The sequence below is a fragment of the Stenotrophomonas sp. 17(2023) genome, assembly GCF_030345315.1.
In the GTDB taxonomy this organism is placed as follows: domain Bacteria; phylum Pseudomonadota; class Gammaproteobacteria; order Xanthomonadales; family Xanthomonadaceae; genus Stenotrophomonas; species Stenotrophomonas acidaminiphila.
This window is the reverse complement of record NZ_CP128405.1, coordinates 2,650,788-2,670,813: the sequence shown is the minus strand read 5'-3', so window position 1 is coordinate 2,670,813 and position 20,026 is coordinate 2,650,788. Positions and strand designations below refer to the sequence as shown.

Below are 20,026 nucleotides of genomic sequence, written 5' to 3'. Positions count from 1 at the left end.
GGATCGGGGGCGCACGGTAGCTTGTGCGCAGGGAATAAACGGTACGTTCAACCGCGCGGCGTGGTCATCGGCAGGCCGGCGTCGACCCAGGCCTGCATGCCGCCGGCGACGTTGACGCAGCGCACGCGCCGGTGCCCGGCCAGCGCCGCCTGGGCGATGCGCGAGCGCATGCCGCTGTGGCAGATCAGCAGCAGCTCGTCGGTGGTGTCGGGCAGGTCCAGGGTCGCCAGCGCGCCGGCCGCATCCGCGCGGATGCGCGACAGCGGCAGCAGGCGTGCGCCGGGTGCGTGGCCGCGGGCGAACTCGGCCGCTTCGCGCACGTCCACCAGCACCGCGCCCGCGCGCAGCCGCGCGGCCGCCTCATGTGGCGCGAGCTGTCCGCCGCGGCCGCCGAACAGGGCCCGGAGCAGCGCGATCATGGCTTGCCCGCCTTGCCGCGGGCCGTGGGGCGGCCGCAGTAGATGCCGTGCAGGGTATGCATCACCGCCGCTGCCGGGCCGTCGGCCAGGGCGTAGACGATGGTCTGCGCTTCGCGCCGGGTCAGCACCAGGCCTTCCTCGCGCAGCACGGCCAGGTGCTGGGACAGGGCCGACTGGCTCAGGTCCAGCAGGGCGTTGATCTCGCCGACCGAACGCTCGCCTTCGGCCAGCAGGCACAGCACCTGCAGCCGATTTTCGTTGGCCAGCGCCTTGAGCAGCTGCACGGCGTCGCCGGCATGCGCGCGCATCGCGGTCACGTCGAACGGCGGGCGGGAAGCGGTGTCGGCCATCATCATTCCAGTTCCAGGGGAAGCGCATCATTGCGCCATGCGTTGACGCCGCCGGCAAGCGAACGCACGTCGCTGAAGCCGAGCTGGCGCAGGCTGTCGGCGGCGAGCGCCGAGCGGCCGCCGGTCAGGCAGTACAGCAGCAGCGGACGGTCGGGGCGGGTCAGTTCCTGGCTGGTGGAACACGCCAGCGCCGGGTGGGCGTGGATGCGGAACTCCAGCACCCCGCGCGGGATGTTGACCGCGCCGGGCAGGTGGCCGGTGGCATATTCGTCCGGCTCGCGCACGTCGATGATCGCGACGCTGCCGGCCGGCCAGGCGGCGACTTCCTGCGGGGATGCCTCGCGGATGCGGGCGCGGGCGGCGGCGACCAGGTCGTTGATGGAGGCAGGCATGGCGGTTCCTTATATCAGTTGACGCTAATATTAGTAGATGCTAATGTTCATCGCAACCCGGCATCCATGCCGTCCCGTGCAGCCCAGGAGAATCCGTATGAACCTCGATCGTGCCGTCCTTGCCTTCGCCGGCGTGATGGTCCTCGCCAGCGTCGCCCTCGCGCATTTCGTATCGCCGCTGTGGCTGTGGCTCACCGTGTTCGTCGGTGCCAACCTGCTGCAGGCCAGTGTCACCGGCTTCTGCCCGGCCGCCATCGTGTTCCGCAAGCTGGGCGTGCCCGGCGGCTGCGCGTTCAAGTAAGGCGGCGCCGTGGAACAGAACACCATGCGCGTGCGCCATGCCCTGGCATTGCTGCTGGCCGCCTCCTTGGCGGCCTGCGGCGGGGGTCAGCCGCAGCCCGCCCCGATCAAGGTCGAGGGCCTGTCCAGCATCGAAGTGCGGTCCGCCGACGCCGGCGAAGGGCGCGGCTGGGATGGCGTGGTGGAGGCCGTGCGCCAGGCCACGCTGTCGGCGCAGACCAGCGGGCGGGTGGCGCAGGTGGAGGCCGATGTCGATGACCGGGTGGCTGCCGGGCAGGTACTGTTGCGGCTGACCGCGGTCGAACAGCAGGCGGGGGTCGATGCGGCGCGTGCGCAGGTGCGTGCCGCCGAGGCCGCCGCGCGCGAGGCCGAGCTCGACTATCGCCGCCATGCCGACCTGGCGCAGGGACAGTACGTGTCGCGGGCGCAGCTGGACCGCGCACGCGCCGCGCGCGACACCGCCGTGGCCGCACGCGATGCGGCCCGGGCGCAACTGGCCAGCGCCGGCCAGCAGGGCAGCTACACCCTGGTGCGCGCGCCCTATGCCGGCATCGTCAGCAGTCGCGACGTCGAGCCGGGCGAGAGCGTGAACCCGGGCCAGCCGCTGATGACGGTGTTCGCACCCGACGCGCTGCGGGTGGAAGTCAGCGTGCCGCAGTCCGAGGCCGATGCGATCCGTGCCGATGCCGTGGCACAACTGCGCCTGGGCGACGGGCGCCAGGTCAACGCGGCGCAGGTGACGGTATTCCCGGCCGCCGATGCCGCTACCCATGCGGTGAAGGTGCGGGTGCTGCTGCCGGTGCTGGACGCGGCGCCCGTGCCCGGCAATACGGTGCGGGTGGTGTTCCCCGCGGTGAAGGGGGGCGCGTATCCGCAGATACCGGTCTCGGCGCTGCTGCAGCGGGGCGAGGTCGATGCCGTCTACGTGCTGGCCGATGGGCGGCCGTCGCTGCGGCAGCTGCGCCTGGGCGAACGGCGCGGCGACTGGGTGGAAGTGATCGCCGGAATCAAGGCGGGCGAGCGCGTCGCCGCCGATCCACTGGCCGCGATGCAGGCGCTGGCCGCCGCCCGCGGGGAGCGTTGACATGGCGCCGCACGATACGCCGCGGCTGGGTGTTTCCGGTCGCCTGGCCCGCATTTTCCAGGACAACCCGCTGACCCCGATCCTGGCGTTGCTGGGGTTGCTGCTGGGCCTGGTCGCGGTGGCGATCACCCCGCGCGAGGAAGAGCCGCAGATCGACGTGACCATGGCCAACGTCATCGTGCCGTTCCCCGGCGCCGACGCGCGCCAGGTGGAGCAGCTGGTGGCGTATCCGCTGGAGCGCAAGCTGGCCGGGATCGAGCAGGTCAAGCACACCTATTCGGTCAGCCGCCCGGGGCTGGCGGTGCTGACCGTGGAATTCGAAGTCGGCGTGCAGCGGCAGCCGGCGCTGGTGCGCCTGTACGACAAGGTGTTTTCGAACATGGACTGGATGCCGCCGGACGTGGGCGTCGGCCAGCCGATCATCAAGCCCCGCGGCATCGACGACGTGCCGGTGATGGCGCTGACGCTGTGGGCCGACACGGCCGCGTCACCGGCGGCGGACCGTGGCGCCGGCTGGCGTGGCACGCTGGAACTGTCCGAAGTCGCGCATACGCTGGAAACCGAGCTCAAGCACATCCCCGGCACCCGTGACGTCTACACCATCGGCGCGCCCGAGCGGGCGATGATGGTGACGCTGGACCCGGCGCGCCTGGCCGCGCATGGCCTGGCGGTGAACGACCTGGCCGCGGCGCTGCAGGCGGCGAACCTGGCGCGCCAGGCCGGCGAACGCATCGGTGGCGACGGCGTGGTGCAGGTCAGCGCGGGGCGCTTCCTTGCCGACCGCACCGACGTGGCCGGACTGGTGCTGGGCGTGGCCGGCGGGCAGCCGGTGCGGCTGGCCGACGTGGCCACGGTCAGCGATGCCACCGACCTGCCGTCGAGCTACGTCTGGCACGGCGCGCCGGCCGGGCGCGACGGCCCGCGCACCGGCGTGGCGCCGGCGGTGACCCTGGCCATCACCAAGCAGCCGGGCAGCAATGCGGCCGACATCACCCGCGCGGTGCTGGACCGGGTCGAGGCGCTGCGCGGGCAGGCCATTCCCGAAGGCGTGGAAGTGGCCGTCACCCGCGACTACGGCGCGACCGCCAGCGACAAGGCGCAGACCCTGATCAAGAAGCTGGTGTTCGCGACCGGTTCGGTGGTGCTGCTGGTGCTGTTCGCGCTGGGCCGCCGCGAGGCGCTGGTGATCGGTTCGGCGGTGGTGCTGACCCTGGCGGTGACGTTGTTCGCGTCCTGGGCCATGGGCTTCACCCTCAACCGCGTTTCGCTGTTCGCGCTGATCTTCTCGATCGGCATCCTCGTCGACGATGCCATCGTGGTGGTGGAGAACATCCACCGGCACATGGCGCAGGGCGGAAAGACCCTGCGCGAGGCGATCCCGCCGGCGGTCGACGAAGTGGGCGGGCCGACCATCCTGGCGACCTTCACCGTGATCGCCGCGCTGATGCCGATGGCCTTCGTCAGCGGGTTGATGGGGCCGTACATGCGGCCGATCCCGATCAATGCATCGGTCGGCATGGTGCTGTCGCTGCTGATCGCGCTGGTGGTCACGCCGTGGCTGTCGCTGAAGCTGCTGCGCCGCCATGCCGGTGAAGCGGTGGCTGGCGCCCACGGCCATGTCGAAGGCGGCATGGCTGCGCGCCTGCACCACGTGTTCGAGCGGGTGATGACGCCGTTCCTGGCCGGTGACGGCGCCGCGCGCCGGCGACGCCTGCTGTTCCTCGCCATGGCCGTGCTGGTGGCGCTGGCCGCGAGCCTTGCGGTGTTCCGCCTGGTGGTGCTGAAGATGCTGCCGTTCGACAACAAGTCCGAACTGCAGCTGGTGGTGGACATGCCCGAAGGCAGCACCCTGGAGGCCACCAACGCGGTGCTCGCCGAGCTGGCCGGCGTGCTCGACCGCACCCCGGAGGTGCTGCACTACCAGGGCTACGCCGGCACCGCCGCACCGATCAATTTCAATGGGCTGGTACGCCAGTACTACCTGCGCGAGGGTGCCAACGCCGGCGACCTGCAGGTCAACCTGGTCGACCGCCACGCGCGCAGCCGCAAGAGCCACGACATCGCCGTGGCGCTGCGCCCGGAAGTGGCGCGGATCGGGCGCCGCCATGGCGCCTCGGTGAAGGTGGTGGAAGTGCCGCCGGGACCGCCCGTGCTGTCGCCGATCGTGGCCGAGCTGTACGGCCCGGACTATGCGCGCCTGCGCCAGATCGGGCGCACGCTGACCCAGCGCTTCCTCGACACCGACGGCATCGTCGACGTCGACAGCAGCGTCGAGGCCGATGCCGCGCGCGAGGTGCTGGTGGTGGACCGCGAGCGCGCGGCGCGGCTGGGCGTGTCGCAGGCGGACATCGTGCAGACGATCGCCGCCGGGCTGTCGGGCAGCGACGCCAGCCACGTCATCGACAGCGGCTCGCTGTACCCGCGCCCGATCCGGCTGCGGCTGCCGGCCACCGGCCAGGCCACGCTCGACGGCGTGCTGGCGCTGCGGGTACGCGGCGGCAACGGCCAGCTGGTGCCGTTGTCGGAGCTGGTGACGGTGCGGCGCGCGCAGTGGGATGGCGCGATCCAGCACAAGGACCTGCTGCCGGTGGTGTACGTGATGGGCGACGAGAGCGGCAGCATCGACAGCCCGCTGTACGGCATGTTCGACCTGGTCGGCCAGGTCGGCGACAAGGCCATCGACGGCCAGCGCCTGTCGCAGTTCTTCGTGCGCCAGCCGACCGACGGCGCCGGCTTCGGCATCAAGTGGGACGGCGAATGGCAGATCACCTACGAGACCTTCCGCGACATGGGCATCGCCTATGCCGCCGGCATGGTGCTGATCTACCTGCTGGTGGTGGCGTACTTCCGCAACTACGCGGTGCCGCTGGTGATCATGGCGCCGATCCCGCTGACCGTGATCGGGGTGATGCCGGGCCATGCCCTGCTCGGGGCGCAGTTCACCGCGACCAGCATGATCGGCATGATCGCGCTGGCCGGCATCATCGTGCGCAACTCGATCCTGCTGGTGGATTTCATCAACCACCTGGTCGAGCGTGGACAGACCCTGGAGCAGGCGGTGGTCGATGCCTGCGCGGTGCGCGCCCAGCCGATCGCGCTCACCGCGCTCGCGGCGATGGCCGGTGCGTTCTTCATCCTCGACGACCCGATCTTCAACGGCCTGGCGATCGCGTTGATCTTCGGCATCCTGGTGTCGACCGTGCTTACGCTGGTGGTGATCCCGCTGCTGTACTACGCCCTGTTGTCGCACCGTCGCCGGCGCCAGGCGCAGGCATGATCCGCGGCGCGGCGCGTACCGGCGCGCCGCGCGTTACAGGTCGCTTTGCCGGCTGGGGTCGCTCAGTTCCAGTTCGCGCAGCACCACGCTGGCCTGGGTGCGGTTGCGCACGCCCAGGCGCTCGAAGATCGCCGACAGGTGCGCCTTGACCGTGCGCTCCTGCACGTCCAGGCGGTCGGCGATCTGTTTGTTGAGCAGGCCCTGGGCGACCAGCGCCAGTACCCGGAACTGCTGCGGCGACAGGCTGGCCAGGCGTGCGGCCAGTTCGCTGTCGTGGCTGGAGGACTGCGCCCGCGCCACCGCCGCGCGCAGCGACGCCGGCAGCCATTGCTCGCAGGCCATGACGCTGCGGATCGCCTCGCGCAGCTCGTTCAGTCCCGAGCTCTTGGGCAGGTAGCCGGCGGCGCCGTGGTCGAGCGCGCGCCGCACCACGCGCGGGTCGTCATTGGCCGACACCACGATCACCGCCACGCCCGGGTGCTGGGCGCGGATCGCCGCCAGCCCGGCCAGCCCGTGGTTGCCGGGCATGTGCAGGTCGAGCAGGATCAGGTCGGTGTCGGGCGCGGCGTCCAGCGCGGCAAGCACGCCCTCGAGCGACTCGGCTTCGCGCACCTGCAGGTCGGCCACCGCCTCGCCCGCGGCCTGGCGCAGCGCGGCGCGGAACAGCGGGTGGTCGTCGGCGATCAGCAGGCTGGGCATGGGGCAGGAAGGGGCGGGTGATGCCTGCATTGTCGGCCAATGTGTGGCGGCGGCGCATCCCGGCCGGCGGCGGCGCCGCCGGCGCGGTCGCGGTGCCCGGCAGGCTGCGCTGCCATGCGCTTACTGCGCGGTCCAGGCGCCATCCATCGGCAGCGCCGCGCCGGTGAGGTTGTGCGCTTCGCGGCGGCACAGCCACACCACCATCGCGGCGATGTCCTCGGGCAGCGACATGCGCAGGCTTGGCTGCTTCTCCTCGAGCAGGGCGCGCACGCCATCGTCGCGGCTGCCGCCGTTGCGGTGCGCCTGGATCTGCGGCTCGATCAGGGGGGTCTCCACCCAGCCCGGGCATACGCAGTTGACCGTGACCCCGCCGCTGTCGCGGCTGCCGGCCGCGGCGTACTCCAGCGCGGCCACCTTGCTCAGGCCGACGATGCCGAACTTGCTGGCCACGTAGGGCGCCTTGTTCTTCGACGCCACCAGCCCGTGCACCGAGGCGATGTTGACCACCCGGCCATAGCCGCGCGCGGCCATGCCCGGCAGCGCCTGCTGCATGGTGTGGAAGGCGGCGCTGAGGTTGATGGCGATGATGTCGTCCCACTTGCCCGCCGGCTGCTCGGCCAGCGGCGCGGCATGCTGGATGCCGGCGCAGTTGACCAGCACGTCGAGCGCGCCCCAGTCCTGCACCGCGGCCATCATCGCCTCGATCTCGGCCGGGTTGCGCAGGTCCGCGCCGAAGTGGCGCGACTGCCCGCCGGCCGCGGTGACGCTGGCCAGCGCGGCATCGATCTGCCCGGCCGTGCCCAGGCCGTTGATCGCCACGCGCGCGCCGGCGGCGGACAGGGCCTGGGCGATGGCCAGGCCGATGCCCGACGTGCTGCCGGTGACCAGCGCGGTGTGGCCCTGCAGGAAGCGGTCCATGGGAACTCCGTGAAACAGTGGGGAAGGCTGCAGAACGTAGCAGCCGGAACGTAAGCGCCGCGTGGTACGAAAGTACGATGGGCCGGGCGGAGCGCTCTGCTAGTGTGGGGACATGACTACTTCCCTCCTGCGCGCCGCCTGCGGCCTCATCGTCGGATTCGGCCTGGCGTCGTGCGCCAGCGGCCCTGCGTCCAAGTCCGTGGAGTCTTCCATGTTCAGCAACGAACTGCGCAGCGAGCATCGCGGCAACGACGACCTGTTGACCGCCGGACTGGGCCTGGCCGGGCTGCGCAGCCTGGCGCCGCCGGCGTTCGCCGATGCCAGCGCGCCCACCGTGGAGGAACTGCGCCGGCGCGCGCTGTGGGGCAGTTGGCGCGGCATCGCCGATCTGGCCCCGGGCGGTGGCTATGGCGACCTGTTCGGCGACCTGGCCCCGGTGCCGGGGCGCGAGTATTCGGCCTATGCGCGCCTGCCCGGCGCCCGCCAGCCGCACCGCGTGCTGGCGCAGGTGCCCGATGGTTTCGACACCAGCCGGCGCTGCGTGCTGGTGGCACCGGCGTCCGGTTCGCGCGGCATCTACGGCGCGGTGTCGGTGGCGGCGGCCTGGGGCCTGCCGCGCGGCTGTGCGGTGGTCTACACCGACAAGGGCGCCGGCAGCGACTATTTCGACCTGGATGCGCAGATGGGCGTGCGTGCCAACGGCATGGTCGGCGCGCTCGGCGAGGCCGCCGACCTGGCCTTCGTTCCGGATGCGCCGGTCAATGCGTCCGGCGTTGCGTTCAAGCACGCCCATTCGCGGGACAACCCGGAAGCGGACTGGGGCCGCCACGTGAAGCAGGCCGCCGAGTTCGCGTTGTTGGCGCTGGACCAGGCGTTCCCGCAGGCCGCGCCCTTCACTTTCGCCAATACCCGCGTGATCGCGGTGGGCATCTCCAACGGCGGCGGCGCGGTGCTGCGCGCGGCGGAGATGGAGGGCGACTGGCTGGACGCGGTGGTTGCCGGCGAACCGAGCGTGCTGTCCAGTGGTGCCGGTTCGCGCGCGCTGTACGACTACGCCACCGAGGCCGCACTGCTGATGCCGTGCGCGCAGCTGCACATGGCCGACCTGCCGCAACCGCCGCTGACCGCCGCGCTGCAGGCCGGTGCGGCCGTGCGCTGCGCCACGCTGGCGGCCGAAGGCGTCATCGCCGGTGCCACCCCGGCGGCGCAGGCGCGGTCGGCCTACGAACTGATGCTGGACAAGGGCTGGACCGACGCCGCGCTGCGTGCCGGCGCGTTGTCCACCGGCTTCGACCTGTGGCGCGCGGTCGCCGCCGGTTATGCCTCGGCCTATGGCCGCTATGGCGTGGGCCAGCATCCGTGCGGCTTCAGCTTCGCCGCGCAGAACCCGGATTTCTCGCCGCGTGCGGCCACCGCCGCCGAACGCGCGGCGTGGATCGCCGATGGCAGCGGCATCCCGCCGGGGGCCGGGGTCGGCCTGCTCGACAGCAAGATGCAGCTGCCGGACCTGACCTACCCTGGACTGAAGTGCCTGCGTGGCCTGTGGGACGGGCAGGGCGAGGATGCCCGCCGCGTGCGGGCCGGCATCGAGGCCACCCGTGCCGGGCTGCCGCGCAGCGGCCTGCCGGTGATGGTCGTGCACGGCACCGACGACGGCCTGATCCCGCCGGCGTTCAGCAGTGCCCCCTATGTGGCCGCGGCCAAGGCCGCCGGGCGCGAGGTGAACTACTGGCAGGTGCGCCATGTGCAGCACTTCGACGGCTTCCTCGGGTTGCCCGACTACGGCGCGCGCTACCTGCCGCTGCTGCCCTACGTGCATGCCGCGCTGGACCGCGTGCAGGCGCGCCTGGACAAGGGCACGCCGTTGCCGGCCGACGCGGTGATCCAGACCACGCCGCGCATGGGCAAGCCGCTGTCCGCGGAGAACCTGGCACTGCCGAAGTAAGCGGCGCGCACACAATCCGGGCCGTGGCCGCGCCGCGGCCATGGCGGGCGGCGTGGCATCATGCGCCGATGGATATCCTGACGACACCTTCCCGGGTGATCCCGGCCGCCGACTACCACCGCGAGCGGTGGCGCAACGGCCTGGGCTGGACCCGCGAAATCCTGCGCCTGCCGGAACATGGGCAGTGGCAGCTGCGCCTGTCCATCGCCGAGATCGAGCGCGACGCGGCGTTCTCGGCGTTCGCCGGCATCGAACGCGAACTGGTGCTGCTGGAGGGCGAGGGCCTGCGCCTGCGCTTCGCCGATGGCCGCTGCGAAACCCTGTTGCCGCCCTACCAGCGGCTGCGCTTTGCCGGCGAGGATGAACTGACCGGCGAACTGGTCGATGGCCCGAGCCGCGATTTCAACCTGATGTGGCGCCGTGACGACCTGCACGCCGAACTGCTGCACCGGCCGCTGGTCGGCAGCATGCTGTTCTTCTGCGAACCGCAGGCGGCGTGGGCGATCCACCTGCTGGCCGGGCAGGCGGCATTCGAGGACCCGATGCTGCCGCCGCTGGAGGCCGGCGATACCGCCTGGCTGGGCGCGGGCGAGCGCCGGCGCCACGCGCTGCACGGTGGTGGCGAGCTGCTGGCGATACGGGTGACGCCGGCCGCGGACGTCGCCTGAGGCGCTGGCGACGCATCGACAGGGGCGCGTGTGCCGGTCGATGATGGGGCCTGGCGGCGCGACCGGGAGCGATGATGGGCGGAACCACGCGCAAGGACGTCGATGCCTTCATCGATGCGCTCGATCACCCGCTGCTGCCGCTGATACGCGCGCTGCGCACGCTGCTGCTGGCGCTGGACCCGGCGATCAGCGACGAGATCAAGTGGAACGCGCCGAGCTTCCGCACCACCGGGCACTTCGCCACGATGCAGCTGCGCAGGCCCGACGCGGTGCGCCTGGTCCTGCACCTTGGGGCCAGGCCACGCAGCCTGCCGGCGGCGGCCATCGCCGATCCCGACGGCCTGCTCACCTGGCTCGGTCCGGACCGTGCGTTGCTTGAATTCCGCACCGTCGCCGAACTGGACAGCCGCCGCGCCGCGGTGACGGCGCTGCTCCGGCAATGGATGGCGCAGCTGGGGTGAAGCAGGGCGCGCGCCTGCCGCCGCCAGCCCGGTGCCGTCAGTACACGTCGCGGCGGTAGCGCCGCTGCATCACCAGTTGTTCCTTGCACTGGCTTCCCAGCGCCTGCGCGATCACCGCGTCCACCGCCGGTGCCATGCCCTGCAGGCTGCCGCAGACCAGCACGGTGGCGCCGTCGTCGACCCAGCGCCGCAACCGCGCCGCCTGCGCGGCCAGTGCGTCCTGCACGTAGCGGTGGGGGCCGCCATCGCGGCTGAACACGGCATCCAGGTGTTCGATCCAGCCATCGCGGCGCCACTGTTCCAGCTCTTCGCCGAAGTGGAAATCGTGCGCGCGGTTGCGTTCTCCGAACAGCAGCCAGTTGCGCCGCGCGCCGGCGTCGATGCGTGCGCGCAGGTGCGCGCGCAGGCCGGCGATGCCGGTGCCGTTGCCGATCAGCACCAGCGGCGCGTCGCCGGCCGGCGGGTGGAAGTTGGGGTTGGAGCGCAGGCGCAGGTCGATGCGCGCGCCGATGGCGGCGTGGTCGCACAGCCAGCCACTGGCCAGGCCCGGGGTGCCGTCCGGATGCGACTGCCGTCGCAGCAGCAGCCGCAGGTGGTTTTCCGATGGCAGCGAGGCGATGGAGTATTCCCGGTGCGGCAATGGCTGCAGCGCCGCCGCGATCGCCTCGGGCGCGTTGCCGTCGAGCGTGTCGGGCAGCCGGGCGGTGGCCAGCCGTTCGCGCAGCAGGCGGCCATCGGCCAGCGTCGCCTGCGTGTCCAGCGCATGCGCGCGCATCCATTGTTCGACCGTGGCCGGCGCATGCCGCGGACCGATCTCGGCGATATCGCCGGCCTGCCAGGCGGGCAGCTCGCCGTCGGCCGGTTGCAGGCACAGCTGGAACACCGGGCCGCCGACGCTGCCGGGATTGGAGCGGGTGCGCGCCTGCAGCACCCAGGGCTGGTAGTCGGGCGTGCTCCAGTCGGCCTGGATGCTGCCGTCGCCGAACTGGGCGAGCAACTGCTGCCAGTGGCGCAGCGCGGCCGGATCGGCGTTGTCCACTTCCACCGTATCGAACAACGGCTGCGCGCCCTGCCGGCGCAGCCAGTCGTCGAGGCGGTGGCCGAACGCGCAGTAGTCCGCGTAGCTGCGGTCGCCCAGGGCCAGCACCGCGTATTGCAGCTCCGGCAGTGCCGGTGCCTGCCGCATCACCTGGCCGAGGAAGGCCAGCGCGTGGTCGGGCGGGTCGCCTTCGCCGGTGGTGCTGGCGATGAACAGCGCCTTGCGGGTGCCGGCCAGCAGCGCCGCATCGACCTGGTCGAGCGCCCGCAGGCGCACCCGGCAACCGCCATCGCGCAGGCTCTGCGCGGTATGCCCGGCCAATTGCCGGGCGAAGCCGGTCTGGCTGGCCCAGACCACCAGCAGCGGGGGGTGCCCGGCCTCGCCGGTATCGTCCTGGCGCGGGCGTGCCCGCCACCACAGCGCCGCGCACCACGCCGCATAGCCGAGCACCGCGGCCAGCGCGATCCAGCGCCGCGCCGGCAGCGGCGTGGGCTGCCAGCCGTCTTCACCCAGGTGCAGGCGCAGCAGCAGCCAGGCGATGGCCAGCAGCGCGGCGATGACCGCGGCATTGCCGGCGATGACGCGCATGGAGTCCGTGCGGTTCATGCGTTGCCCGCATCCAGCTGTTGCCGGAAGCCGCGCGACAGCGTTTCCACGTGGCCTTCGGTACCGCGCTGGAGGAAGCGCGCGGCCAGGCCATGGGCATCGGCGAAAGCGCATCCCTGGTCGGCGCCCATCACCGTCAATGCGGTGGCCCAGGCGTCGGCCAGCATCGCCTCGCGGTGGAGCACGGTGACCGCGGCGGCGGCGCGCGCCACCGGCGCATGCCGGCGCGGGTCGAGGGTGTGGCTGTAGCTCACCCCGTCGTGCTCATAGCGGTGCCAGCGGTCGCCGGAGGTGGCCACGGCCAGGTCGTCGAGTGCCAGCACGCGCGGCGGCTGCCCGCTGCCGGCATCCTCGTCCGGTGCCGATTCGACCAGTACCCGCCACGGCTGGCCGTCCGGCTTGCGGCCACGGCCATGCAGTTCGCCGCCGACCTCGACCAGCGCCGCTTCGATGCCCTGGCCGTGCAGCCAGCGGCTGACCGCGTCCACGCCGTAGCCCTTGGCGATCGCCGACAGGTCCAGTTGCAGGCCGCCGGGCTGCAGCAGCGCCTGCGCCTGCGCGTCCAGCTGCAGCCGCTGCCAGCCGCAGTGCGCGGCGACACGGGCGACCTGCGCGGCATCGGGCGGGTCGCGGTGCCGCGCGTCGGCACCGAAACCCCACAGCGCCACCAGGGGGCCGACGGTAGGGTCGAAGGCGCCGTCGCTGCGCTCGGCCACGGCATGCGCGGCCAGCAGCACGCGCCAGAAGTCGTCCGGCAGCGCCTGCCAGTGGCCGCTGTGCGCACGGTTGTAGCGGCTGATGTCCGAGCCGGGCTCCCAGGTGCTCATCTGCGCGACCACGCGGTCGAGCTGCGCCTGGATGCCGGCATGCAGCGGATGCAGGTCGCGGTCGCGCGGCACCACCAGCTTGACGCTCCAGGTGGTGCCCATGGTGTGGCCGCCGAGTGCGGCGATGTCCGATGACATGGCGTCGGGGAGGGATGCGGGGGAGCAGGGGAGGTCGGAGGCGGCCACCGTTGTCGCGGCGGCCGGCGGGAACGGGAGGAGCGGCGCGGGCGGCTCCTCCCCACGTGCCAGCGCCTTACTGCGGCAGCACTTCCAGGGTGGCGACGTAGCTCAGCCGGCGCTGCCTGGCCTGCGGCGTGCTGGTCTTGCCGTCGCTGGTCGAGGTCTCCAGCCAGTACATGCCCGGCTCCGGCCAGGTCACCTTGAAGCTGCCGTCGGCGCCGGTGGTCACCTTGATCTCGTCCTGCGCGTTGCGGTAGCGGGTGGCGCCACGCACGATTTCCACTTCCAGCCCACTGGCGGGCTGGCCGTCGACCACCAGCGTGAACGTGGCTTCCTCGCCGGCGAACAGGTCGTTGGGATGGGTGACCGGCACCAGTTCCAGGCCCTTGCCGGTGGCCGCGACGGTGCTCGGCTTGCCCTTGGTGACGAAGGTCTCCACCCGGCCGATGCCTTCGGTGACCTGCAGGTTCTGCGCGTTCTTCGGGATCTTGGTGGCCAGGTCCTCGGCCGTGGCGTTGCGCAGGAAGCCGCCACGGGCGCCGCCCATGCCGCCGGCCGCCGGCTTGTCCTTGGCCGCGGCCAGGCTCTCCGGGGTATCCCAGCGTGCGGACAGGCCACGGTTGAGGTTGGCGATGCGGTAGGTGCCTTCCTGCGCCAGCGGCACGTCGAACACGCTGCGGTACTTGCCGGTGGCCGGATTCTGCGGCGGCAGCGTGCTGCCGTCGGGCGCGGCGATGCTGACGTTGTCCAGGCGCATCGCCACGTGGTCGGGGTAATAGAGCTGGTTGGACACCGCGGCGTCGACCGTCACCCAGGCATCGTTGCCGGCGACGACGGTGGCCGAGGGCAGCAGCCACTGTTTGTGGGCAAGGGCGGAGAACGGGAGCGAGGCGGCGATCAGCGCGGCGAGCAGGGTGGTGCGTTTCATGCGGGTTTCTCCTTGTCCGGAACGTCAGGGCTTGGTGGCGAGGGTGACCAGGCCGAGCTCGCTCTGGCCCCGGGCGCTGCCGTTGCCGGCCTTGCCCTTCCACTCGAATGGAATCTTCAGCAGCTCGCGGCCACCGACTTCGCGCACGGCTTCCACCACCAGGGTGTACTGGCCGGCAGGCAGGGCGCGCAGCTGCGGCTGGCTGTCACTGAAGCCCAGCGCGTGCTTGCCGGCCGGCCGGGTCGGGCCGGTCACGCCGTCCACCGGCACCTGCAGGGTGCGGCCGCTCTTGCGCCACCACTGGCGCAGGTCGGGCAGCCACTTGGTGCCATGGCCTTCGGCGTTGGAGGTCTGCTGGTACCACACCGACAGGTTGGCCACGGACTTCTGCCCGCCATCCTCGATCCACACCGCCACGTAGGGACGGTGGTACTCGGCCACGTTGAGCCTGGGGATCTCGACGTTGATGTCCAGGCTTGCAGCGTAGGCCGCCGGGGTGGCGGCGAGCAGCCCGCTCAGGGCGATGGTGAGGGTGACGCGCATGGTGCGACTCCGATAGGGGAAGCGTGTGTCAGTGGATGAGGAGCAGGGCGATCAGCAGCGGGACCAGCAGGCCCAGCCCGACCAGCGGCCAGGTCATGCGCCGTTGCCGCGCATGCAGGTGCAGCAGGAACAGGCCGGTGATGCAGAACACCAGGCAGGCCACCGCGAACAGGTCGATGAACCAGCCCCAGCCGGCGCCGGCATTGCGGCCCTTGTGCAGGTCGTTGAAGTACGACACCCAGCCGCGGCGGGTCCGTTCGAACTCCACCGCGCCGGTCTCGCGGTCGATGCTCAGCCAGGCGTCGCTGCCGGGGCCGGGCAGCGACAGGTAGACCTCCTGCGGCGACCATTCGGCCGTGCGCCCGCCGATGGCCAGGTCCAGTTCGCGCGCCAGCCAGTCGGCGACCCGCGCCGGCAGCGGCGCATTGCCGTCTTCCTGCGTGGCCAACGCCTGCAGCAGCGGCGGCGGCAGTTCCAGCTGGCGGTTGCTGACCTGGGGCTTGCCCTCGATCTTCGCGGCATGGTTGAGGGTGATGCCGGTGGCCGCGAACAGCAGCATGCCGATCAGGCAGACCGCCGAGCTGATCCAGTGCCACTGGTGCAGCGTGCGCAGCCAGAAGCCGCGGCTGGCCTGGTGCTGGACGAGATCGGCGGGGGAGCGTTCTGTGGACACGTGTGTGGTGCGGTGCAAAGAGATGGAATTAGAACATTGATGAGAATGATTCGCAATTTGTATCACTCTGTGTCCCGGCCCGGCGGGTGGAGCAGGCGCCACCCGCCAGGGCGGATCAGAAGCGTACGTTCAGGCTCATCCAGATGCTGCGCGCCTTGTCCTTGTTGTTGTAGTCGTCCTCGAACAGCACCTCGTTGGTCACGTCGCCGTAGATGCCGTTGCCGTTGAGGTCGTTGAACGAGGTCTGGTACGTGGTGAAGTCGCGGTCGAGCAGGTTGTTGATGCGCGCGTTGATGGTCAGCCAGCCGGTGGCCTCGTACGACGCCCCCAGGTGCAGCACCGTGTAGTCCTTGTAGTACAGCTCCTTGCCGGTGACGGCGCTGACGCCGCGGTAGCGCCTGGAGCGTGCCTCGGCTGTCAGGAACAGGCTCAGGCGGTCGCTGGCCTGCCAGTCGAACGTGGCATTGGCCATGTGCCGGGCGCTGTTGCCCAGCGGCAGCCCCTTCTCCGCGCCGCTCTTCTGCTCGCTGTCGGTGAAGGTGTAGTTGGCGCGCAGGCCGAAGGCGTCGCTGATCGCCCAGCGCCCGGCCAGCTCGGCCCCCTGGATCACGACTTCGTCGATGTTGACCGTGCGGCTGCTGCTCGAATAGCCCAGCTCGGCGTACTCGCCGCTGCTGCTGCAGCTCAGGGCCAGGCCGGCGCCGCACGGCTGGCTGTCGATCTTGTCGTCGAAGCGGTTGTGGAACAGCGTGGCGTTGAAGTTGTGGCCCTGCGGGTGCTGCCAGTACACCGCCAGCTCGGTGCTGGTGCTGGTTTCCGGCTTCAGGTCCGGGTTGCCGAAGAACGGCAGCGTGCCCTGGCCGCCGAAGCCGATGACGCCGTCATACAGGTCGGTGGTCCTGGGCGTCTTGAAGCCGGTGCTGACGCCGCCCTTGATCGTCCACTGCTCGTTCAGGGCATAGACGCCGTACAGGCGCGGGCTCAGGTGGTCGCCGAACACCTTGTGGTCGTCGTAGCGCAGGCCCGCGGTGAGGGTCAGCGGCGCGCTCACCTTCCAGTTGTCCTCGACGAACAGCGAGTACATGTCGTGTTCCTGCTTCAGCCCGGGCGTGCCCTTCTCGGTGCCAAACACGCCGTCGGTCAGTTCGCCGCGGATGACCTGCGTGCCGGCCACCAGGGTGTGCTCGCCGGCGGCCTGGAACGGAATGTCGAGCTTGGCGTCCAGGGTGTACTGCGCGCTCTCCAGGGTGCGCTTGGGGCGCGGCAGGAAGGTGGACTCGGCCAGGGCGCGGCGCTCGGCCAGGCCCATGCCGGCGTAAGCGCCGGTACCGTCGATCATCGCCAGCAGGCGTTCGCGCTCGGCCACGGTGAACGGCAGGGTGCGGCCATCGTTGTTGGTGGCCACCCGTGCCAGCGAGACGAAACTGTTGCCGATATCCCACTGGCCTTCGTGGGTCAGCGCCCAGGCATCGCGGGTGAATGCCTGCGACGCGCTGTAGCCGACCCGCGGGTCGGCGCGGCGCGCCCAGGTGCCGCCGTTGGCGCGGCAGGCGGCGGCGTTGGCGCCGGTCGCGCCGCTGCAGTAGTTGGATGCGCGCCAGATACTGTTGATGTTGTCGACGGTACCGACGGGATACTCCTCCACGCCGCTGTCGTTGATCTTGATCTTGTTGTCGTAGGTTTGCCGCGAGGTGTCGTAGTCCAGCGACAGGGTCTGGTTGTCGGACGGCATCCAGGCCAGGGTGATGCCACCGGCCTTGTTGGTGTTGTCCACGGTCTTGCCGCCGCTGCCGAAGCCCAGCGGGCGGGTGTGCAGGCCGCCGGCCGGATCGGTGGCCGGCGCGTAGGTCGGGTTGGAGGCCTTGCGCTCGTACCAGCTGCCGCGTGCGCTCAGGTTGAGCACCCCGGGCAGCAGCGGCCCGGTGACGAAGAAGTCCACGGTGCTGTCGTCGCCGAACTCGTCGTCGGTCTCGACGGTGCGGGCGATGCTGGCCGAGCCGTGCCAGCTGTCGAGGGTGCGCCGGGTGATGATGTTGATCACCCCGCCCATGGCGTCGGCGCCATACAGCGTGGACATCGGCCCGCGGATCACTTCGATGCGCTCGATCGCGTCCAGCGGCGGGATGTGGTTGAACTGGTTGCCGCCGAAGTTGTTCGGGTAGATGTCGCCGTGGTTGTTCTGGCGGCGGCCGTTGACCAGGATCAGCGTGTAGTCCGCGCCCATGCCGCGCATGGAGATGGTGCCCTGGCCGGTCTTGTCGCGGGTTTCGCCCACATCCACGCCTTCCAGGTCACGCACCGCGTCCAGCAGGGTCATGTACGGACGCCTGGACAGCTCCTCGTGGGTGATCACCGAGATGCTGGCCGGTGCGGCGGTGATCTTCTGCTCGAAGCCGGACGCGGTGACCACCACGGTGTCCAGCGTGGACGGCTGCGGGGCGGGGGCGCCGGAGGCATGGGCCAGCGCCGGCAGTGCGGCGAGCAGGGCGAGGGCGAGGGAAGTGCGCGCGGCGGGCGCGCGGAAGCGATGGCGCAGAGCCATGGGAAGACCTCGGGAACGGAACGGGAAAAGGGGCACGGCGGGCCGCTGGCGCGCGGGCGCCACGGCAGCAATGGATGGGGCGGCGGAACAGGCGCGGCGTGGCCGCGCGGCGACGGCTCAGCGCGGAGGGGGCGCCTGGCTGCGCTGCGACCGCCAGTGGGTGGGCAGGGCGGTCGGCGGTACGGGCAAGGCGCCCGGCCGGAGAGGCTGGAGGTACGCGGCCATGTCCACGGTGCGGGCCACCGGGCGCGGGGACGCAGCGCGCAGGCAGGCCGCGCGCGGCACCTGCAGCGTGGTCACGCGGCGCAGTTTGGCGGGTGTTTCCTGCTCCGCCGATCCGCCCGCGGGCGCTTCTTCGCCCGCGCCTGCCGCCGCTGCCACCGCCAGGCGCGCGGCCGCTGCCGGCTGGGTGCCGGCAGGCCCCAGCAGCAGGCACAGTGCCATCAGCACCCACAGCGGTGCACGCAGGCCGTTGCGCAGGTGCGCAAGGGCGGGCAGGCAGCGGTGTTGGAGCAGGTGGTGCATCGAATCCCCGGTTGGCGCGCGTGCCGCCGGGTCAACCGGGCGGCGTCGTCATGCAATTGTAGTTGGGATTCGTTATCTGATGCAAATAAGAACTTCTTTCATTTGAAGCTGGGTTGACGCGGATCAACCCGGCCACCGCGCCGTCGTGTCAGACCTCGGCCCATTGCCGCAGCAGGTTGTGGTACACGCCGGTCAGCTGCAGTACCGCGCCGGCATCGGCGTTGCCCTGGCGCAGGGTTTCGATGGACGTATCCATCTCGAACAGCAGCCGTCGCCGCGCATCGTCGCGGACCATGCTCTGCACCCAGAAGAACGACGCCAGCCGCGCACCACGGGTGACCGGCGTCACCTGGTGCAGGCTGCTGGAGGGATACAGCACCAGGTCGCCCGCCGGCAGCTTCACCGCGTGCTCGCCATAGGTGTCGCTGATGACCAGTTCGCCGCCTTCGTACTCGTCCGGCGGGTTGAGGAACAGGGTGCACGACACGTCCGAGCGCAGCTGTTCGCCGTGGGACAGGTTCATCACCGCGCCGTCGACGTGGAAGCCGTAGGTGCCGCCGCCGGTGTAGCGGTTGAAACGGGGCGGCAGGTACTTCAGCGGCAGGGCGGCGCTGAAGAACAGCGGGTGCCTGGCCAGTGCCAGCAGGATGGTTTCGCCCAGTTCGCGCCGCAGCGGCGAATCCTCCGGCAACTGCTCGTTGCGCTTGGCCTGCGCACCGAGGTGGCCCACCGTCTGGCGGCCATCGGTCCATTGCGCGGCGTCGAGACTGGCGCGGAATCCGGCGACCTGCGCCGGTGTCAACACGTTGGGGATATGCAGCAGCATGGGGGTTCCTCAGTCTGCGGGGTGTTCGACCAGCGCGCGTACCCGCGGGTGCGGCGATGCGGCCAGTTGCGGGACGATGTGCGCCATGAACGCGGGGCTGCCGTGCGCGAGCGCGAGCCGCAGCCAGTGCAGGGCTTCGTCGATGCGGCCCTGCTGCAGCACGATGGAGGCGTAGTTGGCCTGTCCGCGGAAGTCGCCGGCTTCGGCCGCGCGCCGGTACCACGCCAGCGCCGCCTGCGGGTCGCGCGCGGTCTCCAGCCCGTCTTCCAGGTGGCGCGCCAGCAGGTTCATCGATTTGGCGTGGCCCAGGTGGGCGGCACGGGTGTAGAGCGCGAGCGCCTGGCGCCGGTCCTGGGCCACGCCGCGGCCGGTGGCGAGCAGGTTGGCGTGGTTGTACATGCCCCAGTCCAGCCCGGCGTCGGCCGCGCGGCGGTACCACACGGCGGCCAGCGCCAGGTCGATGGCGGTGCCCTGGCCCAGCTCGTGGCAGCGCCCCAGCATGTTCATCGCCACCGCGTCGCCGTTGTTGGCCGCGGTGGCGTACCACAGCAGCGCGGCCTCGGCGTCGCGCGCGGTCCCCTTGCCGTCCATGTACATCTGCGCCAGCAGCAGCTGCGCGCCGACCTGTCCGTGCAGGGCGGCATCGCGGACTTCGGCGAAGGCCGCCTGTGGATCGGAACGCAGGCGCGCGGCCAGCGCGTCGGCATCGAGCGGGGGGCGGGAGGGCGTGGACATCGCGGGCCTGGGTCGAGCCTGGCAGTGGCGTGGGGAACGATGCGCCGGAGACGGCGGCGGGAAACCGGCCACCGTCCCGGCGCGCGGGC

At 71.3% G+C, this 20,026-nt stretch carries 20 protein-coding genes; 6 read left to right on the top strand and 14 right to left on the bottom strand.

Going from position 1 to position 20,026, the window contains the following annotated elements; genetic code table 11:
• Positions 1-47: 47 nt before the first annotated feature.
• The 3 genes from QQA12_RS12075 to QQA12_RS12065 are packed head-to-tail and all read right to left on the bottom strand — an operon-like array spanning position 48 to position 1,161.
• Positions 48-419, bottom strand: coding sequence for a rhodanese-like domain-containing protein (locus tag QQA12_RS12075; protein ID WP_152984955.1), 372 nt, complete (start codon positions 417-419; stop codon positions 48-50).
• The gene (locus QQA12_RS12070) at positions 416-769 is read right to left on the bottom strand and encodes a metalloregulator ArsR/SmtB family transcription factor (protein WP_226049432.1); all 354 of its coding nucleotides are present in this window, start codon (positions 767-769) and stop codon (positions 416-418) included. Before QQA12_RS12070 ends, QQA12_RS12075 begins: the two co-directional genes overlap by 4 nt.
• A gap of 2 nt (positions 770-771) precedes the next feature.
• Positions 772-1,161 (bottom strand): rhodanese-like domain-containing protein, encoded by a 390-nt coding sequence (locus tag QQA12_RS12065; protein ID WP_226049431.1) that lies wholly within the window; start codon positions 1,159-1,161, stop codon positions 772-774.
• A 97-nt stretch (positions 1,162-1,258) separates the two neighbouring features.
• Here QQA12_RS12065 and QQA12_RS12060 point away from each other — a divergent pair, with 97 nt between their 5' ends.
• From QQA12_RS12060 to QQA12_RS12050, 3 genes are read left to right on the top strand one after another with little or no spacing between them, the layout of a single operon-like run.
• Positions 1,259-1,462, top strand: coding sequence for a DUF2892 domain-containing protein (locus QQA12_RS12060; protein WP_056931262.1), 204 nt, complete (start codon positions 1,259-1,261; stop codon positions 1,460-1,462).
• Positions 1,463-1,471: 9 nt separating this feature from the next.
• The gene (locus QQA12_RS12055) at positions 1,472-2,545 is read left to right on the top strand and encodes an efflux RND transporter periplasmic adaptor subunit (RefSeq protein WP_226049430.1); all 1,074 of its coding nucleotides are present in this window, start codon (positions 1,472-1,474) and stop codon (positions 2,543-2,545) included.
• Between the two features lies 1 nt (position 2,546).
• Positions 2,547-5,822, top strand: a complete 3,276-nt coding sequence (locus tag QQA12_RS12050; protein WP_226049429.1) for an efflux RND transporter permease subunit — start codon at positions 2,547-2,549, stop codon at positions 5,820-5,822.
• A gap of 33 nt (positions 5,823-5,855) precedes the next feature.
• Here QQA12_RS12050 and QQA12_RS12045 read toward each other — a convergent pair whose 3' ends face one another.
• Positions 5,856-6,521 (bottom strand): response regulator transcription factor, encoded by a 666-nt coding sequence (locus QQA12_RS12045; RefSeq protein WP_226049428.1) that lies wholly within the window; start codon positions 6,519-6,521, stop codon positions 5,856-5,858.
• Between the two features lie 120 nt (positions 6,522-6,641).
• Positions 6,642-7,439, bottom strand: coding sequence for a 3-hydroxybutyrate dehydrogenase (locus QQA12_RS12040; RefSeq protein ID WP_226049427.1), 798 nt, complete (start codon positions 7,437-7,439; stop codon positions 6,642-6,644).
• A gap of 112 nt (positions 7,440-7,551) precedes the next feature.
• Here QQA12_RS12040 and QQA12_RS12035 point away from each other — a divergent pair, with 112 nt between their 5' ends.
• The 3 genes from QQA12_RS12035 to QQA12_RS12025 all read left to right on the top strand — a co-directional run bounded on the left by QQA12_RS12035 (position 7,552) and on the right by QQA12_RS12025 (position 10,513).
• Entirely contained in the window at positions 7,552-9,384 is a 1,833-nt protein-coding gene (locus tag QQA12_RS12035) for a 3-hydroxybutyrate oligomer hydrolase family protein (RefSeq protein WP_082394098.1), read from the top strand.
• A 68-nt stretch (positions 9,385-9,452) separates the two neighbouring features.
• Positions 9,453-10,052, top strand: coding sequence for a HutD family protein (locus QQA12_RS12030; RefSeq protein ID WP_226049426.1), 600 nt, complete (start codon positions 9,453-9,455; stop codon positions 10,050-10,052).
• A 74-nt stretch (positions 10,053-10,126) separates the two neighbouring features.
• Positions 10,127-10,513: a DUF1801 domain-containing protein gene (locus QQA12_RS12025; protein ID WP_226049425.1), complete on the top strand. Its 387-nt coding sequence runs from the start codon at positions 10,127-10,129 to the stop codon at positions 10,511-10,513.
• A 37-nt stretch (positions 10,514-10,550) separates the two neighbouring features.
• Here QQA12_RS12025 and QQA12_RS12020 read toward each other — a convergent pair whose 3' ends face one another.
• The 9 genes from QQA12_RS12020 to QQA12_RS11980 all read right to left on the bottom strand — a co-directional run bounded on the left by QQA12_RS12020 (position 10,551) and on the right by QQA12_RS11980 (position 19,937).
• Complete coding sequence (locus QQA12_RS12020) at positions 10,551-12,158, bottom strand: flavodoxin domain-containing protein (protein ID WP_226049424.1); 1,608 nt, start codon at positions 12,156-12,158, stop codon at positions 10,551-10,553.
• Positions 12,155-13,123: an FAD:protein FMN transferase gene (locus QQA12_RS12015; RefSeq protein WP_226049423.1), complete on the bottom strand. Its 969-nt coding sequence runs from the start codon at positions 13,121-13,123 to the stop codon at positions 12,155-12,157. Before QQA12_RS12015 ends, QQA12_RS12020 begins: the two co-directional genes overlap by 4 nt.
• Before the next feature lie 115 nt (positions 13,124-13,238).
• Positions 13,239-14,093, bottom strand: a complete 855-nt coding sequence (locus QQA12_RS12010; RefSeq protein WP_226049422.1) for a DUF4198 domain-containing protein — start codon at positions 14,091-14,093, stop codon at positions 13,239-13,241.
• Between the two features lie 24 nt (positions 14,094-14,117).
• Positions 14,118-14,636, bottom strand: a complete 519-nt coding sequence (locus QQA12_RS12005) for a DUF2271 domain-containing protein (protein WP_054667181.1) — start codon at positions 14,634-14,636, stop codon at positions 14,118-14,120.
• 28 nt (positions 14,637-14,664) lie between these two features.
• Complete coding sequence (locus tag QQA12_RS12000; RefSeq protein WP_226049421.1) at positions 14,665-15,309, bottom strand: PepSY-associated TM helix domain-containing protein; 645 nt, start codon at positions 15,307-15,309, stop codon at positions 14,665-14,667.
• A 115-nt stretch (positions 15,310-15,424) separates the two neighbouring features.
• A complete protein-coding gene (locus tag QQA12_RS11995; protein WP_056931271.1) occupies positions 15,425-17,851 on the bottom strand; it encodes a TonB-dependent receptor in 2,427 nt (808 codons plus the stop codon).
• A gap of 117 nt (positions 17,852-17,968) precedes the next feature.
• The gene (locus tag QQA12_RS11990) at positions 17,969-18,376 is read right to left on the bottom strand and encodes a hypothetical protein (protein WP_226049420.1); all 408 of its coding nucleotides are present in this window, start codon (positions 18,374-18,376) and stop codon (positions 17,969-17,971) included.
• A gap of 148 nt (positions 18,377-18,524) precedes the next feature.
• Positions 18,525-19,202 carry a Fe2+-dependent dioxygenase gene (locus QQA12_RS11985; protein ID WP_054667175.1) on the bottom strand — a complete coding sequence of 226 codons (678 nt, stop codon included), beginning with the start codon at positions 19,200-19,202 and terminating at the stop codon, positions 18,525-18,527.
• A 9-nt stretch (positions 19,203-19,211) separates the two neighbouring features.
• Complete coding sequence (locus QQA12_RS11980) at positions 19,212-19,937, bottom strand: tetratricopeptide repeat protein (RefSeq protein WP_054667174.1); 726 nt, start codon at positions 19,935-19,937, stop codon at positions 19,212-19,214.
• Positions 19,938-20,026: the final 89 nt, after the last annotated feature.